This window comes from Streptomyces sp. Xyl84, from assembly GCF_059731885.1.
In genome coordinates, this window is record NZ_AP029182.1 from 69,525 (window position 1) to 85,129 (window position 15,605).

Consider the following 15,605-nt stretch of genomic DNA (forward strand, 5'->3'; position numbering starts at 1 on the left):
CCTCGACGGCCGCGGCGGGGACCGATGCGGCGGAGGTCCTCACTCGGGCCGTACCAGGCTGCACGTCTCGCCCGGCCGGACGCGGACGGACCTGTCCCGCAGCCGGACTTCGATGGGTGAACGGTCGGAAGGCGGTACGGCGATCTCCAGCCGGTTCCAGGCGGAGCCGTACGCCCCAGTGCCCCCGGTAGCGCAGGCGGAATCCGTAGGACGACAGCTCCGGCAGCGGCACGGGGTCGAGCCGGACGGCGCCGTCGCGGGTCTCCAGGCCGGGCAGCCCCCGCTGGACGAGGTCGAGCGTGCCGGCCATGGCTCCCAGGTGGACGCCCTCACCGGTGGTGCCGCCCTGGACGTCGGCGATGTCACCGCGCAGCGCCTCCGGGAGGGGTTGGCAGGACGCGAGGGCGGGTCGGCCCATTCGGGCGTCCTGCGGCCCCTCGGCCCTGTGTGTGCCGGCAGTGCGGGCCCCGGTCCGCTGACCCGGTCCGCGGCGGGGATCCTGGCGGCACCGGGCCGGTCGGCCCCTCGTCCGTCCCGGGACGAGTCCGGTCGGCCCTTCGAATGTCACCTGACCGGCCCATGTGGCTCCTCCCCTGCCCTGGCACCTTCGCAAGGGTGGGGAGAGGCGGTGGAGGCCGATGAGCGGCAGGACGAGGAAGCGGCTGTGGCGGTGGCGCCGCAATCCCCTTCGACGCCACGACGACGACGTCGAGGCGTGGATCCTCCTGGTGGCGTGGGTGCTGATCCTCGCCGGTGGCGCGATCGTCTGGGCCGTGACGGCACGAGCCGTGGACCAGGACTTCTCCCGGCAGCGTGCCGACCGGCACGCGGTCGCGGCCGTCCTGCTCACCGACGCCCGGCCGGCCCTCTCGACCGCGAGCGAGACCTACCGGGCGTCGGCAGAAGTGCGCTGGACCGCTCCTGACGGCACCGCCCGCACGGCGCGGACGCAGGTGCCCGCAGGTCTGCCCGCCGGCACGGCGTTCACCGTCTGGCAGGACGGCCGGGGCACCCTGACCGGCGCGCCGGCCACTCCGGGCGAGGCACGCACCCAGGCCGCCCTCTTCGGCGCGGCGGCCGCCGGTGCCGTGACCGGTCTGGTCTACGGCACGGCCGCCCTGGCCCGGTGGCGGCTGGACGAGCGCCGCTACGCCCGGTGGGGCACGGAGTGGGAGACCGTCGGCCCGCGGTGGGACCAGAGGACTGGCTGACGAGCACCGGTCGAGCGGACGCGCCCCGTGGGCTCGGACGCCGCGTTGTCACCGGACAACAGGAGGCGGAACATGCGTTACGTGAACCGCGCGGACGCGGGACAGCGCCTGGCGCCGCACCTGGACCACCTGCGCGACTCGGACGTCGTGGTACTGGGCGTCCCCCGCGGAGGTGTCCGGGTGGCGTCCGAAGTGGCCCGCCACCTGGGAGCGCCGCTGGACCTGGCCGTCGTACGCAAACTGCACGTGCCCTGGCAGCCCGAACTGGGGTTCGGCGCTCTCGGTGAACACGGTGTGCGCGTCGTCGAACCGGACATCGTCCGGGAGAGCGGCCTGAGCACCGCCCAGCAGGAGTCCGTGGAGCGGACCGAGCGCGCCGAGCTGGAACGGTGGGTGCGCCGCTGGCGTGCGGACCGTACGCCGATCCCCCTGGTCTCGCGCAGCGCCGTGGTCGTGCACGACGCGGTGGCGACGGGCGCGGCCGCCGAGGCAGCCTGCCGGGTGGCACGGGCACGCGGCGCGGCCCGCGTGGTCCTGGCCGTGCCGGTCGCCCAGGAGGATTCCCTCACGCATCTGCGGGCGGTGGCGGACGAGGTCGTCTGCCCCCGGCCGGTGCACCACATCGGCTCCGCCGGCGCCTGGTACGAGGACTTCGCGCCGGTGGGCGACGCGGAGATCTCCGTCCTGCTCACCGCGGCCGCCGGGCCGGTCGCCGCCGCGGAACACGGTCTCCCGCCGAAGCGCCCGCCGCTCGGCCGGGCGGTGGAGGTACCGGCGGGCACGGTACGGATGCCCGCCCGGTTCACCCTGCCCCCGACGGCGCGGGGCGTGGTGATCATCGCCCGCGTCGGCGGCGGTGGCCCGGGCGGTGCACGCCACGACCCGAGCCACGGGCCGGGCCAGGACCACCTCGCCGGTGTTCTGCACCGGGCGGCTCTCGGAACGCTGCTGCTCGATCTGCTCACCGGGGAAGAGGGACGCACCCCGCACAACCTCTACGACATCACGCTGCTGGCACGGCGCCTGCACGCCGCGGCGGCCTGGCTCCGCAAGGAAACCGGACTGCCGGTGAGCTACTGGGCAGCGGGCACGGGTGCGGGGGCCGCGCTGGCGGCGGCCGCCGAGGACGGCGTGCGCGCCGTCGTCTGCGTCGGCGGCCGCCCCGAACTGGCCGGGCCCGCCGCGCTCGCCCGGGTGGACACTCCCACGCTCCTCGTCGTCGGCGCGCTGGACACACGCCGGCTGGGCTGCAACCGCCTGGCCGCGGACTGGATGCACTGCGAGCACCGTGTCGAGGTCGTGCCCGACGCCACCGACCTGGTCGCCGAGCCGGACGCGCTCCACGTCGTCGCGGAACTGACCCGCGACTGGATCACCGCCCATCTGTCCAGGACCGGCGCACAGGCGCTGCAAGGGACGCGCTGACCGGGCCGTGCGACGGAGACCGGAGGCGTCCGCGGGACCGGCCACGCCCGGCGCGGAGCCGCGCGGCGCCGTCACCGGCGCCCCGGCCGCCGCGTACGGCCGCCCGGGGCTGCGGTGAAGCGTCTTCGACGGCGGCGGTGTCCGCTCCGTGCGGGCCTTGCGGCCCACCGTGGGGGCCGGCGGTCCCTGTCGCTCGGGGGAGGGCACCGGCAGCCTGAAGGTGAGACCACCCACGCGTCCCGGCCGTGCTCGCCCGGTCTCCGCCGAAGGGCCCTCGGGCCAGGGACCCGAGGGGCGGCCGCCTGGACCGACTCAGGCGTGTGCCACCACGGCCACCGGCGCACCGGCGGGGTGCAGGACGGTGTGGGTGACGTGTCATGTGCGCGGCGGCAGGGCGGTGCGGCGAAGGCGCCGGCCCACCACCACGAGGGACGCGTGCCGGGAGGCCCCGACCAGCAGCTCGGCAGCGCTGCCCGACCGCGCCTTCCCGACGACCTCGACGTGCGGGTACCGCTGCCGCCGGGGGCGCGGCATGTCGGTCAGGCCGGCGGCCCGGCTCACCGTGAGGGGTCCGGCCGGCCAGGCGCCGGCAGGTGTGCCGTGGCCGTGGTGCGGCGGCGCGGACCAACCGTGCACGACGTGCAGCGCTGCCGCGGCGGCGGGCCGGCTCGAAGGCGAACCGGAGCGGTTCCTCGGCCGGGTGGCCGGTGTCGAGGCCCGGCACGACGGACCGGAAGGCGGTCCCGGCGGACGGGATGCCGACGGGGCACATCTCCCGTTCGTCCGTGGCCGGCTCCCCGAGACGGACCGGGACGACCGGCCCGGCCTCACGCGCCCTGTCCGGTCGTCGTGGTCCGCCGGGGCCGGGACGACGCGCGGTGACCGTTCTCGGCGGACGGCCGGTCCGGCAGCGGCCGGGGACCGTGTGAGCGTTCCGGCCGGGGCGCCGGACGGGCGGGATCCGGTGGCCGCCCGGCCTCACCCGTCGGCCGGTGTGATGCGGCGTCCCGTGAGGCGGGTGGGCACCACTCTCACCCAGAGGGTGCGTGCGCCGCCGGCCCACGGCCCGGTGCTGGCCCGCTCCCCCAGCCGCCGGGTCGTCTCCGGGTCGTCCACGGCTTCGGCGCGGCCCACCGCGAGCACGCTCCAGCCCCGGCTCATCGCCTCGTCGATGCGGTCCACCTCGAACGCGACCTCGTTGCCCACGGCCCCGGCGGGAGCGGAGCCGGCCGCGGTGCGGAAGAACACGGCGTCGTCCACCACGTCGTAGTTGACCGGGAACGCGGCGGGGCCCTGGGGGCCGGTGAACGCGATGCGTCCCACTCCGTGCGTGGACAGCAGCGCCCTGCACTCCTGCGGGGACAGGTCCGTCAGCCGGGGCCGCAGGAGTGCCCGCCCCTGGCCCGGTGGCAGTTCCTGGTCGTCGCCGCGCAGAGCGGCGAGTGTGGTGTCCAGTGCCTCGGCCAGGCGCAGGACGGTCGCGGTGCCCGGGTCGGACGGGCGCTGTTCCAGGTAGCGGAGGTACTGCGGGGACATCCGGGCCCGGGCCGCCGCCTCCTCCAGGCTGAGTCCGCGGCGCCGGCGGGCCACCGCCACCCGGCGGCCGAAGTCGCCCGGCCGCCCGGCCGCGGGTGCTTCGGGTTCGACGGAACCGGTCCCGCTCGCCGCCGCTTCTTCCCGTACCAGGTGCTGGACGTGCGCGTCCGGGCCGGGGAAGAGCAGCGTGACCTCCCCGGTGTCCGACCAGCGCACGTCGTACGGAGGTGTGCCGTCCTCGTGGTGCAGGCCGACGATCTCGCCGTCGCGGCGGGTGACGCCGGTGACCGGGCTTTCCACGAGCAGCCGATCGCCTATCTGAGCATGCATGGACGCGCCCTCCCTCATGGAGTCCGCTTCCCAGCATCACCCGGGTCCGGCGCCGGCACCAACGGCCGGAGGTCCCGGCCGGCGGGGACGTACGGCGGGGTTCCGGGCGCCCCTCCGGCACGCGGGGGCACCGGCGTCCCGCTGCGGTGCCCCGGCGGCTCAGCTCACGGCCGGGCCCTGCGCACCGGTGACCGGGGCGTGCCACGCCAGGGCGGTCCCGCCGCCCTCGGGCGTGGTGATGTCCAGCGCGCCGCCCGGTTTCCGGACGCGCTCGCCCAGGTTGGCCAGGCCGCTGCGGCGTCCGCCGGGCGGGATCCCCGTGCCGTTGTCGACGACGGTGAGGCCCACCGTCCTACCGTCGGTCTCCAGTACCGCTTCGCCGCGGTCCGCGTGGGCGTGCCGGGCCACGCATTCGAACGGTGGTGGCCTCTGGTGCTGCTCGTAGTCGTGAACATCCGCTGTCCGCTCTCGCGTGAACAAGGCCAACTCGTCCAAGGCCCGGGCCGTCCCCTTTCGTGCGTCGGCGGCCGCGGCCCCTGCGGGCTTCCGGGCGCGGCTGGTCCCGGACCATCTCCTGCGTCCGGGGCACGACCTCGGCGAGCAGGTCATCGGCTTCCGCCGGGGTGCACTGCCGCTCCAGGAACACGACCAGGCCCGTGGTGCCGCCCGCCCCCGCCGCCATGGTCACGCGCGGCCCGGCCGTGTCCGGGCGGGTCAGTGGGTGGCGGCCCTGGTGGAGGACCTGGCCAGCGCGCAGGACGGCGAGGCAGTCGGGTCCGGCTTCCGTGCCGGGTACCGCGGCGCGCCGGTCAGAGCGCTGTGCCCGCCGACCACCCGTCACCCTGTTCGATGTCCAGATGGATCGGACCGCGCAGAACGGGGCTGGGTCGGTACGGCGGCGGGTCGGTGACCAGCCTGGGGTGGTCGAGTCGGCGTACCAGCTCGGTCAGCGCGATCTGGGTCTCCCGGCGGGCCAGCGGGCCACCGAAGCACAGGTGGATGCCGCTGCCGAACCCCAGGTGCTGGTTGTCGCGCCGCTCCGGGTCGAAGCGGTCGGGATCGTGGAAGCGTTTCGGATCGCGGTTGCCCGAGGCCAACATGAGCATGATCCGTGACCCCTTGGGGATGACGGTGTCGGCGACGGTGATGTCGCTGTACGCCACCCGCCAGGGAATGATGTGCACGGGGGGCTCGTAGCGCAGCAGTTCCTCGACCAGCGGCACGACGAGATCCGGTTCGTCGCGCAGGCGCTGCAGCACGTCGGGGTGGCGCAGCAGTGTCAGCATGCCGTTGGTGATGAGGTTGACGACGGTCTCATGGCCGGCGACGAGAAGGAGTCTGGCGGTGGCGACGATGTCGGCGTCGGCCATCCGGCCGTCTGGCCCGTCATCGTTGGCCAGCCGTGACAGCAGGCCGTCGCCCGGTCGGCCGTGGCACTGTTCCACCAGCCCGGCAAGGCATTGGCGCAGCTCCTTGCGGGCCCGTACGCCCTTGTCCAGTTTCTCCTTCGGGTCGGTCTCGGGGTTGTAGTCGACCGAGTTCATGAGGTCGCTCACCCAGAGGTGGAACCTCGGTTCGTCCTCGGGGGGCACGCCGAGCAGGCGACAGGTCACGGTCACGGGGAGCGGGAAGGCGAAGTCGTCGACGACGTCGATCTGCTTCTTGCCCTCGAAATCGTCAATGAGCCTGCTGACGGTGGCGGTCAGGGCGTCTTCCATGCTGGTCACCAGGCCCGGGGTGTGCGGGGGGCCGAAGTGCCGCATCACCATGCGCCGCAGGCGGTCGTGCTCGGGCGGGTCCATGTGGATGAACGACGATGCGGCTGCTTCCCCGGGCGAGGGGACGGGACACGACAGATTACGCAGGTCGGAGCTCAGGTGCGGGTCGTTCAGCGTGTCGGTGATCTCACGGTAGGTGCTGATGACGTAGCTGCCGTCCTCCTGCCGGGCCACCGGTGTCTCGCGCAACTCGGCATACAGCGGGTAGGGATCAGCGCGGGCGGAGTGGTCGAAGATCCGTTGCAGCGTGCCGGACGTCTCGGTCGTGGCTGTCTGGCTTGCCACCTGCCGAGGCCGGCGCCGGCGCACGGCCGTGTCGCGGCATTCACCCGGGTCGTGTCCCGTGACGACCGCGGTGGCGCTCTGAGCGAGCAGGGCGGGGCCGGGGAAGTCGACGGGCACGGCTTTCATGTCGGTCGGCTGGTCCGGAGTGGGGCAGGGGGGCGGGAAAGGGGCGGCCCTCTCGATCAACCGTCGATAGTGGTCCAGCCACTTGGCGTTGTCGAAACTCACGGCAGCCGTGACGCGACCCCGGTATCCGTATGCGGCGACGAAACGGTGGTCCTCCAGCGACCCCTGGACGACGGCCACCTCGTCGGCGAAGGCCGGCACGCCGACGGACTTGATGTTGACGCCGAACTGGATCGACCAGAACAGTGGGACGGACACGTGGGGCCGGCGGTCCTCCGGGGCGCTGACCATGTTGTGGGCCGCCACCTCCGCCTGCTCAACGGCGTTGGCCCAGTGTTCCATCGAGACGAGCCGGTTTCCGTAGATGGGATTCGGGCAACGGGCCACGTCTCCCGCGGCGAAGACGTCGTCGGTGGCGTGGCCGTCGGTCTTGAGTGCGCGGCAGGTCCTGTCGCAGGTGATCCCCCACGCGCCGGATGCCAGTCCCGACTCCCGCAGCCACTCGGTGTTGCGGATGCTCCCGAGGGCCACCACCGCCATGTCGGCGTCGATGGTGGTGCCGTCGTCGAAGTGAGCACGGCGAAAGCGGCCTTGCGTGTCGCCCTCGAGCCGGGTGACCTTGACGCCGCAACGCAGGTCGACGCCGTGAGCGCGCTGAATTCCCGCCGTAACCTTGCCGATCACGGCACCCAGCGCCCCAGCCAGCGGGGCCGGCGCGAGTTCGGCGACGGTCACCGCGATCTCCCGCTCCCGGCAGACAGAGGCGATCTCGGAGCCGGTGAATCCCGCGCCGACGATCAGGACGCGGGAGGGCCCGGCCGCGAGGGCTCGGTGCAGGCTCTCGGCATGTTCGCGAGTACGGACGACGAACACCCCCTCCAGGGCCGCCTCGGACTCGACGAACCACGGCCGGGCCCGGACACCGGTGGAGATCAGCACCCGGTCGAAGGGGACGGCGCGTCCGTCGGCGAGCCGCACGTGATGCGTCGCGAGATCCAGCCCGACAGCGGGCACGCCCAACAGCCACTGCGCATCGATGTCGCGACGGCGAGGCAAGGCGGTGCTGTCGGCCGGTATCCACCCGGCCAGTACCTGCTTGGACAGGGGAGGCCGGTCGTAGGGCTCACCCGACTCGTCGCCGATCATGGTCAGTGATCCGGTGAAGCCCTCGTCGCGCAGCGCCTCCGCGGCCCGCAGTCCCGCCAGCGAGGCTCCGACGACCACGATGCGGCCATCTCGCCTGAGCGCCTTCACGTTGCCGGCACCGGTCATGGCGGTGACGCCTTCGGCGGTGCATGCCGTGCCTCGCGCCGGTCGACGAGGATCGCCGGGCCGGGGCGGACCGCCACGGCGCGCAGCACCTGGTCACGCCTGGTGTCATCGGCGTTCGGGTCGTACATGAGTGCTTCCTCAGCGTGCATCCGGTACACCTCCGGAGCCAGGAACGTGCAGTGCGCATACTTCGCGCGTCAGGAAAGATCAATGACAGCTTTTCACCCCGCCCCCCAGGGAATGGGAGCCGAAAACCGTCAAGCCGGCGCTCCCTGAGTCCGCAAGGGAAGATCCGGTCGATGCCCACCCTTGCAACGGATGTGAGGATGCGCTGCGCTCGTCGGGCTCCCATCAGAATGACTTGATCGTCGCGGCTCGGGCGATCGGCGTGTGCCTAGGGACGCAGTCCTGGTGTGGCGCATTCCGGTCAGACAAGCGGCGCCTCTTTTAGATTGCCGTTGGACGGAGCGGTACGCCGGAAAACCGTCCCGAAATCAGCGTAACAGCGGCGCCGGTACCGGGACCGGGACCGGCGAGTCTGATGGCCCAGGAGATGAACGCCTGATATGCAACGCTGAGAACAACGACGCGAGACAGTCGCGTACCTTCGCGGAGAGTCGGCGTACGCGGCACGGCAGCGAGACGCCGAGTCTGTAGAGGTCGGATCGAATTCTGGGGCTGGGGATTTTGTCCCTGGGGCCTCGACCCCGGATCCTGGACACGCTGACGATCGGCGGTGACACGGCGCACGGCGGGCGACGCCTGCCTCGGCGTGCCCGTCGGCGTCGCACGCGCCGCAGCGTGATCAAATGGGGCATGGCAACGTCCTGGACAGGCAATCGGGTACGCCTGCGCGCCGTCGAGCCCGACGACTGGACGGCGTTCGCGCGTTTCGCTGATGATGACGGGCCGCGAGCGGGTCGGCTGGAACTGCCGAGATCCGGCGAGAGCTACCGTGCCTGGGCCAAGGAACAGGCCGTTGCCGAGTGCGATGACGATCGCTTCCGGTTGGCTGTCGAAGCGACGGCCACGGGCGAGCTGGTCGGTACGATCGGTTCCCACCGCACCGGAGTTCGTTCAGGCTGGTTCGAGGTCGATGTCACCATCAGCGCCGGCCACCGGCGCAAGGGCTACGCGTCGGAAGCCGTGGTGCTCCTGCTGCGCTTCATGTTCGCCGAGCGGCGCTATCACAAATGCCTGGCGGCTGTTCTGGCCGGCAACGAGGCATCGCTGGCACTTTTCCGTGGGCTCGGCTTCACCGAGGAGGGGCGCCTGCGGGAACACGTCTTCTTCGCCGGACGGCACCACGACCTCGTCATGATGGGCATGCTCGTCAACGAGTTCGACCGGCTGCACACGATGAGCGAACCATGAGCCGGTGATCCGAGTGCGTGCGGAACTGCATTCGGACTTGATCAGCGTTCGCTCTTCGCGGCTGGAGTGGGCTGCCACCGGAAGCAGGACTGCCATCAGCCGCGCAAAGTGGCACGCAGGTGCAGGCCGGCGGTTGCAAGACCTTCGAAGGTGGTGACGCGGTAGCCGGCGGCCACGCCGGGCGGCTCGCTCAAGCGGTAGCGGCGGGCCGTCTGGGCGGTCATGAGCGTGAGCATGGCCATGGCCAGAGCGGCTCCCTCGCAGCCGTGCGGCCCGGTACCGAAGCCGAGGAAGACGCCGGGTTTCGCCGGCGAGCCCGCATCGTCGAGCCAGCGTTCGGGCCGGAACCGGTCCGGTTCGGGGTGTTCCCGTGCGTCGCGGTGGGCGGTGTACGGGCAGACGAGAACAGTGGATCCCGCGTCGATGGTGTAGTCGGCGAGCTGAGTCTGTCGCGGGGCGCGCCGGGTGAGCAGCCAGCTCGGGGGGTGCAGTCGGAGGACTTCGTGTACCAGTGCCTGGGTGTATCGCAGGTTGTCGAGGTGGGTGCTGGTCGTCGCGGCGGGGTCGGGAGGCAGCAGAGCGGCTTCGGCCGCCACGCGGTCCGCGGCCTGGGCGTATCGGGCCAGGTGGAGCAAGATCCATCCGGCTGCCCGGGAGGGTGTCTCGAAGGTGGCGACGGTGATTCCGGGGAAGGTGTCGAGGATGGCTTCTTCCGGCAGCGGGCCGTAGCGGGAGGAAGGCTGGAGCATCTGTCCCAGCACGTCGTCACCGAGCCGGCCCGATGAACGGCGCCGGCGGACGATGGGCCGCAAAGCGTCGGTGAAGGCGACTTGCCGCCGTGTGCGAAACCGCCGTGCCGGTGTGGGAACCCAGCGCGGCCACACCCAGCGCGAGGGGCGTACGAGCACCTCCCGGGCCACGAAGAGCTGCCAGGCGAAGGGCAGCAGGGCAGGAGCGTCCTCCGAGAAGAGATAGCGCACGCCGATCTCTGCCAGGACGGGCCGGACCAGAGGCAGAATCTCGACGTCCCGGCCCGTGGGCCACTGGTCGGCGAACCGAGCGGTCCCGGCCGCGATCTCGCCGATCCGGGCCGCAACCGCCTGCGGTCGCAGTCCGTGCATGCGGGCAGCGCGAGCGTGCAACCGTTCCTCGGGCACCGGCGCACCGCCGGTCCGCTTCAACGGCGGGAAGAGGGGTGATGACGGCTTGGGGAAGTCGTGCGCGCGGCGCAGGACCGCTTCACACACCCCGGCCGTAGCGGCCACGTAGACACCCGACTCCAGCTGCCACACGTCCCCGCACTCGTCAGCGCCCCGGCGCGCCAGTGCCAGCCGGTCGCGGCTCCAGGCCGCGAAGCTGCCTCCGGGCAGCCGCGGCGGCTCATTCACTCGGCCCATGGGCTTCCCCCTGACTTCTGGTACCAGTCAGGCCGATATCGGTCGGCAGCGTGGTCAGGAGTTCGGCGGGAGCCCGGGGCGCCCGCCGAGCATGTGGTCACACCCTCTCGTCGCCGGTGTGCGTGCCCCAGTCGTGAGCCCCGTACGCACCGTAGTTACGGGTGAAGGACAATTTGGCGAGCAGCTTCGCGATCATGAGGCAGTCCTCTCGCTTGCCTTCAGCACTATGTGCCGTACGTCCAATTTTTCTCGCATATGACACACGGATACAAGGCGTCGTGCTCGCGGGACGGCCCCGCAGCCGGCCAACGTCGCCCTGGATGTCGGCGCTCCGTGCCGCCCCGGCCGCGACGTGTGACGGCGCAGGGTGCCGGGGCTCGGGTCTCTCGCGGGCGGCCCCGATGCTCGCCGAGATCGGCGACGACCGATCGCGATTCACCGACGCGAAAGACCTCGAAAGGCCTTAGCCGGGGCCGCGTCGGTCACCCGGGCGTCCGGCATGAGCCTCGCGGTCCTGGCCCGCAGTTCAAGAACCAGCGTCTGGTCTCGGTCGGCTGTGTCTGGGCGTTCGCCGGCCTGACGTGGCAGTGGGGTGGCGGAGCGAGCGAGGGAGCGGAGCGAATCGGGGGAACGCCGTGCCGACGTGCCCGGCCACAGCGGGCCGGCCGGGTAGCCTCACGCCGGGCACAACTCCCGCCGCGCACACGGACGACAGGAAGCGGCCGATCCGTACAGGCCGACGACGGCGGCCGGCCCCACCCGCGCGGGAGGGGCCCGCTGATCTGCCCAGGGCACCGAGGCAGGGGAGCAGCGAGGAGGTCTGTGATGCCCCGACCGACCAGACGCGACGCCATTCCCCCGACCCCCGCCAACCGGCGTATGAGCCCTGTGATGTCCCGGACCGCCCGGCAGGAATCCCGGCTGCTGCGCCACCCTGCCTGGGGGATGGCGGTCGGTGCCCTGTGCGTGTCCGCTTCCGCGGTGCTGCTGGGACTGGCCCGGACCGACCCCGGGACGGCGTCGTTCTACCGTTGTGTTCTCGCCCTGCCCGCGCTGATGGTGCTGGCGGTGCCGGAGCGTCGCCGGCAGGGGCCGCCGTCCCGCGGACAGTACGGCCTCGCGCTGCTCGCGGGTGCCGCGTTCGCCTGGGACATGCTGCTGTGGACGCAGGCGATCGCCGAGGTCGGCGCGGGCCTGTCCACCGTGCTGGTCAACGTGCAGGTGGTGCTGGTCCCCTTGCTGGCCTGGGCGATCGACCGGGAGTGGGTGCCGCGGTCCTTCCTTCTCTGGGTGCCGGTCATCCTCTTGGGCGTTGTCCTGACCGGAGGGGTGGTCGAGGGCGGCGCGTCCGGCAGTGATCCGCGGGCGGGCACGCTGCACGCGGTGCTGGCGGCCGTGTGCTATTCGGTGTTCCTGTTCCTGCTGCGGCGCGGCGGCCACAGCGGGCTCGTCCGGCAGCGCTACGCCCTGGTGATCGCCTGCGCCGCAGTGGTGTCGCTGTTCGCCGGCCGGTTCGCCTACGGGCTGGATCTCACACCGGGCTGGAAGGTCATGGGCTGGCTGCTGACGGTGGCGGTCTCCAGCCAGGTGGTGGGGTGGCTGCTGGTCGCCTCGACCTCACCGATGCTGAGCAGTCACGTCGGCGCGGTCCTCCTGCTGCTGACTCCGGTGGGAGCTGTCGCGCTCGGCGCGGTCGTACTGGGTGAGCGGCCCACCCTGCTGCAATTGGCCGGCTGTGTCCTGATCCTGGTCAGCGCCTACTGCGCAGCCGTCCGCGAAATCCGCCCGCGTCACCGGCCTAACCGCGGCGCGGACGTGGGCGCCTCGGGTCCGGAGGGGACAGCGGACTGAAGCGTGTCCGATCCGGTCGCGGCTCGCTCGTCCGCGCGTCTCACATCACGACGCCGGTGTGCAGGGGGCCGGCGGTTATGTGGATGGTGGATGGTGCGGATCGTTCCGCTGTCGTCGAGGCGCTACGGGTGCATGAACGGAGCCCGGACGGTGGCGCACGGGTCGTTCCTCTTCGCCATGGTGGTCTCCCGGCGCAGGAACGGACCCCGTCGGGGCATCCCAGCACTCCAGGACGGTGTGACCGATGCGCAGCGGCCCATCGATCTCGGCGAAGAACGCCGGTCCCAATCGACTCCTGCCGTGCTGCCGCGCCAGGTCCCGTGACCGTCAGCCCTCTCGCGCCATGGCTGCCATCAACGCGTCCAGCAGGCCCGGTGCCGCTTCCTGGAGAGCGGTGCGGCGCAGGCGGTGTCCGCGGGAAGGGCCGACCATGACCGGGTGGAGGACGCCTGCCTCGACCAGAACCTTGAAGTGGTGGGTCGCGGTGGATTTGTTCAGGCCCTCGTAGAGGTCCGAGCAGGGGGCTTCGGCAGCGGGGTGTGTCGCCAGGCGGCGAACCATTTCCAGGCGTACGGGGTCCGCGAGCGCACGCAGCAGTTTCTGGACGGAGGCGACGGGCGGCAACTGGTCGGGCGGGGTCTCCCAGGACGGCATCAGACAACTCCACAAGTTTGACGTACGTCGTACTTCTCCCTAGTGTCCTCGAAGTACGATCCGCATCATACTTCAGGAGTCCTCGTGAAGGCACTCTCCCCGGACCGTCGTCCCCAGTCATGGAGCTACGCGGCCCTCCTCGCCCTGCTCATGCTGGGGCAGGCGACCTCCGCCATCCCCTCGCCGCTCTACTCCCTGTACGCCGAGAAGTGGGACTACCCGCCCTTTCTGACCACCGTCATCTTCGCCGCGTACGGGGCCGTGGCGGTCGTCGCGATCCTCGTCTCCGGGGCCCTGTCCGACCGGTACGGCCGTCGGCCCGTACTCCTCGTCGCCGTCATGCTGCTGCTTGCCGGGCTGGCCGTCTTCATCTTCGCCGCGGGGCCCGGCTATCTCGTCGTGGCGCGGATGCTCAACGGCCTGGGGATCGGCGCGGTTGTCGTGGTCGGCGGCGCCGCCCTGCTGGACGTGAGCCCGGAGCGGGCGGCGCGGAGCGGGACACTCACCGCCATCGCGTTCAACGTCGGCATCGCTGTTGCCGCGCTCGGCACCGCAGGCCTCGCCCAGACCGGCTTCCACCCCCTGCTCCTGCCCTATCTCGCCGACGCGCTCATCGCCCTCGTCCTGCTCGTCCTCCTCCTGGTGATGCGTGAACCGCATCCCTCGGCCGGTGCCGCGCCCCTCGGGATCCCGCGTCCGCAGGTGCCCAGGGAGATCCGCGGGCGCTTCGTCTTCGCCGTGATCGGTGCCGGTGCCGCCTGGGCCGTGCTCGGCGTCTGCTTCTCGCTGGAGCCATCGATCGCCGCCCACGCCGCGCACGTCGACGGGCCCTTCTTCGGCGGCGTCGTCATCGCTGCAGTGACTCTCTGCGCCGCGTTCGCCCAGGTAGCCAGCGCCCGCTACCCGGCCCGCACGGTCGCACTCGTCGGTGACACGGCGCTCGCCGTGCTCATGCTGGCCGGAGTGGGCGGCTTCGCGACCGGCAACGCCGCCGTCATCATCGTCACCGTCGCACTCCAGGGCGGCGCCTACGGGCTCTCCTTCGGCGGCTCCCTGCGCCACCTGACCGCCCACATCCCCGCCGAGCGGCGCGGAGCCGTCATGTCGATGTTCTACCTGCTCGCGTACGGTGCGCTCATCACGCCCACGCTCCTCGTGGGTATCGGCGCGACCGTCTGGGGCGGCACCGCGATCTTCCCCGTCTTCTCCGTGCTCGCGGCCCTTCTCTGCCTCTCCGCCGTGGTCGTCGAGCGCGTGCTGGGGCGTCGAGGAGGACACCTCACGGTGACGCGGACGTCGGCGGCTGAGGTGTCCCGGATGAGCGAGGTCGACTGACGGGCGATCCCTTGGCGCCCGGCACGCGTCCGTCGGGTAGGAGCGACCCGGCCGACCGCGTCCCCTTCTTCAGGGAGCCCGTATCGTCCACGACGAGCACGGTGTCACGGTCGCCGAGGTCGTCGACCAGGTCCTGACACACGTCATCGAGTACCTCGGTCCGCCACCCGCACAGCCTGACGCCCCCGCGCCATCCGGACCAGCAGCCGAACGGCGCGTCAGGTCACTTGTGAGCAGTGGCGGCGTGGAAGAGGAGGTGGGCTGTCTGGCTTCCGGCGCGTACGGCGTGGTCGGCGTGACCGGGTCGGCAGCGGCCGGACTCCGGGTCGTACTCGGTCATGATCACGCCCGCGTGGTCGGTGTCGGGCTCATCGAGCGAGGTCGGCCAGCCCCGGTGCTGAAGAGCCGCATGGAGTTGGCGTGACTGTCGGACGTCCACGACCGGATCAGCGGATCCGTGGATCAGCCGGACGGGGACGGCCGGCAGCAATTCCTCGGCGTCTGTCAGTTCGTCGATCGGGGCGCGGCCCGTCAGCGGTTCCGGTCGGGTGTATCCGCCGGCGATACCGACGACGGCACGAGGTCTCCAGCCGTCGAGTGCGCAGGGGTCCATGGCGGCGGCCATCGCAGCGTTGCCCCCCAGGGACCAGCCGGCCAGCGCGATCCGTCCGGTGTCCCCGCCGAATTCGGCCGCGTTCCGCTGGACGAACATGGCGGACTCGCGCAGGTGGGTTCGACCGCTGTCGTCGGCGTCCGGCCGCCAGTCCGGGACGAAACACAGGACACCCAGCGAAGCGGCGGCCCGGGCGAGCGGCGCGAGAACGTCCCGCTCCTCGGGACCTCTTCCGTGCCAGAGCAGCACGACCGGCGAAGCCTCCGATGCAGTCGCAGGCCGATACACGTCCAACCGCTGTCCACTGGCTCCGTACACGAGCCCGCTCACCACAGCGACATCAACTGCCAACACTGCCCGCCCCGTTCTCCATGACGTCCTGGCGCATCGCGCGCCAGGACCCGACCCTACCGATCAG

At 72.0% G+C, this 15,605-nt stretch carries 13 protein-coding genes and 2 pseudogenes; 5 read left to right on the plus strand and 10 right to left on the minus strand.

The genetic code is table 11. From position 1 onward, the window contains the following. Positions 1–39 precede the first annotated feature (39 nt). A pseudogene (locus AC6I72_RS00305) lies at positions 40–379 on the minus strand (glycosyl hydrolase family 65 domain-containing protein); the annotation flags it as partial. Between the two features lie 259 nt (positions 380–638). On the opposite strand from AC6I72_RS00305, the gene AC6I72_RS00310 reads away from it, so the two are divergent. Both AC6I72_RS00310 and AC6I72_RS00315 read left to right on the plus strand, forming a co-directional pair. Further along, positions 639–1,211 (plus strand): Rv1733c family protein, encoded by a 573-nt coding sequence (locus AC6I72_RS00310; protein WP_497998501.1) that lies wholly within the window; start codon positions 639–641, stop codon positions 1,209–1,211. A gap of 72 nt (positions 1,212–1,283) precedes the next feature. Then, on the plus strand, positions 1,284–2,636 hold the full coding sequence (locus AC6I72_RS00315; RefSeq protein WP_497998502.1) for a phosphoribosyltransferase family protein: 1,353 nt from the start codon (positions 1,284–1,286) through the stop codon (positions 2,634–2,636). A gap of 375 nt (positions 2,637–3,011) precedes the next feature. Here the strand turns inward: AC6I72_RS00315 and AC6I72_RS00320 are convergent, their stop codons facing one another. The 6 genes and pseudogenes from AC6I72_RS00320 to AC6I72_RS00345 form a co-directional block, all read right to left on the minus strand. Beyond that, positions 3,012–3,197 carry a hypothetical protein gene (locus AC6I72_RS00320; protein WP_497998504.1) on the minus strand — a complete coding sequence of 62 codons (186 nt, stop codon included), beginning with the start codon at positions 3,195–3,197 and terminating at the stop codon, positions 3,012–3,014. A gap of 417 nt (positions 3,198–3,614) precedes the next feature. Next, entirely contained in the window at positions 3,615–4,502 is an 888-nt protein-coding gene (locus AC6I72_RS00325) for a pyridoxamine 5'-phosphate oxidase family protein (RefSeq protein ID WP_497998505.1), read from the minus strand. A 159-nt stretch (positions 4,503–4,661) separates the two neighbouring features. Continuing rightward, positions 4,662–4,910, minus strand: a complete 249-nt coding sequence (locus tag AC6I72_RS00330; RefSeq protein WP_497998507.1) for a hypothetical protein — start codon at positions 4,908–4,910, stop codon at positions 4,662–4,664. Positions 4,911–5,311: 401 nt separating this feature from the next. Next, entirely contained in the window at positions 5,312–6,304 is a 993-nt protein-coding gene (locus AC6I72_RS00335; RefSeq protein ID WP_498004536.1) for a cytochrome P450, read from the minus strand. A 294-nt stretch (positions 6,305–6,598) separates the two neighbouring features. Next, positions 6,599–7,963: pseudogene (locus AC6I72_RS00340) on the minus strand (NAD(P)/FAD-dependent oxidoreductase); the annotation flags it as partial. Continuing rightward, the gene (locus tag AC6I72_RS00345) at positions 7,960–8,112 is read right to left on the minus strand and encodes a ferredoxin reductase (RefSeq protein WP_497998508.1); all 153 of its coding nucleotides are present in this window, start codon (positions 8,110–8,112) and stop codon (positions 7,960–7,962) included. The gene AC6I72_RS00345 and the pseudogene AC6I72_RS00340, both read right to left, overlap by 4 nt. Before the next feature lie 667 nt (positions 8,113–8,779). On the opposite strand from AC6I72_RS00345, the gene AC6I72_RS00350 reads away from it, so the two are divergent. Then, complete coding sequence (locus AC6I72_RS00350; RefSeq protein ID WP_497998509.1) at positions 8,780–9,337, plus strand: GNAT family N-acetyltransferase; 558 nt, start codon at positions 8,780–8,782, stop codon at positions 9,335–9,337. A 95-nt stretch (positions 9,338–9,432) separates the two neighbouring features. Here AC6I72_RS00350 and AC6I72_RS00355 read toward each other — a convergent pair whose 3' ends face one another. Beyond that, positions 9,433–10,734 (minus strand): cytochrome P450, encoded by a 1,302-nt coding sequence (locus AC6I72_RS00355; protein ID WP_497998510.1) that lies wholly within the window; start codon positions 10,732–10,734, stop codon positions 9,433–9,435. A gap of 891 nt (positions 10,735–11,625) precedes the next feature. Here AC6I72_RS00355 and AC6I72_RS00360 point away from each other — a divergent pair. After that, a complete protein-coding gene (locus tag AC6I72_RS00360; RefSeq protein WP_497998511.1) occupies positions 11,626–12,585 on the plus strand; it encodes a DMT family transporter in 960 nt (319 codons plus the stop codon). A 327-nt stretch (positions 12,586–12,912) separates the two neighbouring features. On the opposite strand, the gene AC6I72_RS00365 is transcribed toward AC6I72_RS00360, so the two are convergent. Beyond that, on the minus strand, positions 12,913–13,239 hold the full coding sequence (locus AC6I72_RS00365; RefSeq protein ID WP_497998513.1) for an ArsR/SmtB family transcription factor: 327 nt from the start codon (positions 13,237–13,239) through the stop codon (positions 12,913–12,915). An 84-nt stretch (positions 13,240–13,323) separates the two neighbouring features. Between AC6I72_RS00365 and AC6I72_RS00370 the strand changes: the two genes are divergently transcribed. Then, positions 13,324–14,574: an MFS transporter gene (locus AC6I72_RS00370; protein ID WP_497998514.1), complete on the plus strand. Its 1,251-nt coding sequence runs from the start codon at positions 13,324–13,326 to the stop codon at positions 14,572–14,574. Positions 14,575–14,797: 223 nt separating this feature from the next. Here the strand turns inward: AC6I72_RS00370 and AC6I72_RS00375 are convergent, their stop codons facing one another. After that, the gene (locus AC6I72_RS00375) at positions 14,798–15,436 is read right to left on the minus strand and encodes an alpha/beta hydrolase family protein (RefSeq protein WP_497998516.1); all 639 of its coding nucleotides are present in this window, start codon (positions 15,434–15,436) and stop codon (positions 14,798–14,800) included. Between the last annotated feature and the right edge of the window lie 169 nt (positions 15,437–15,605).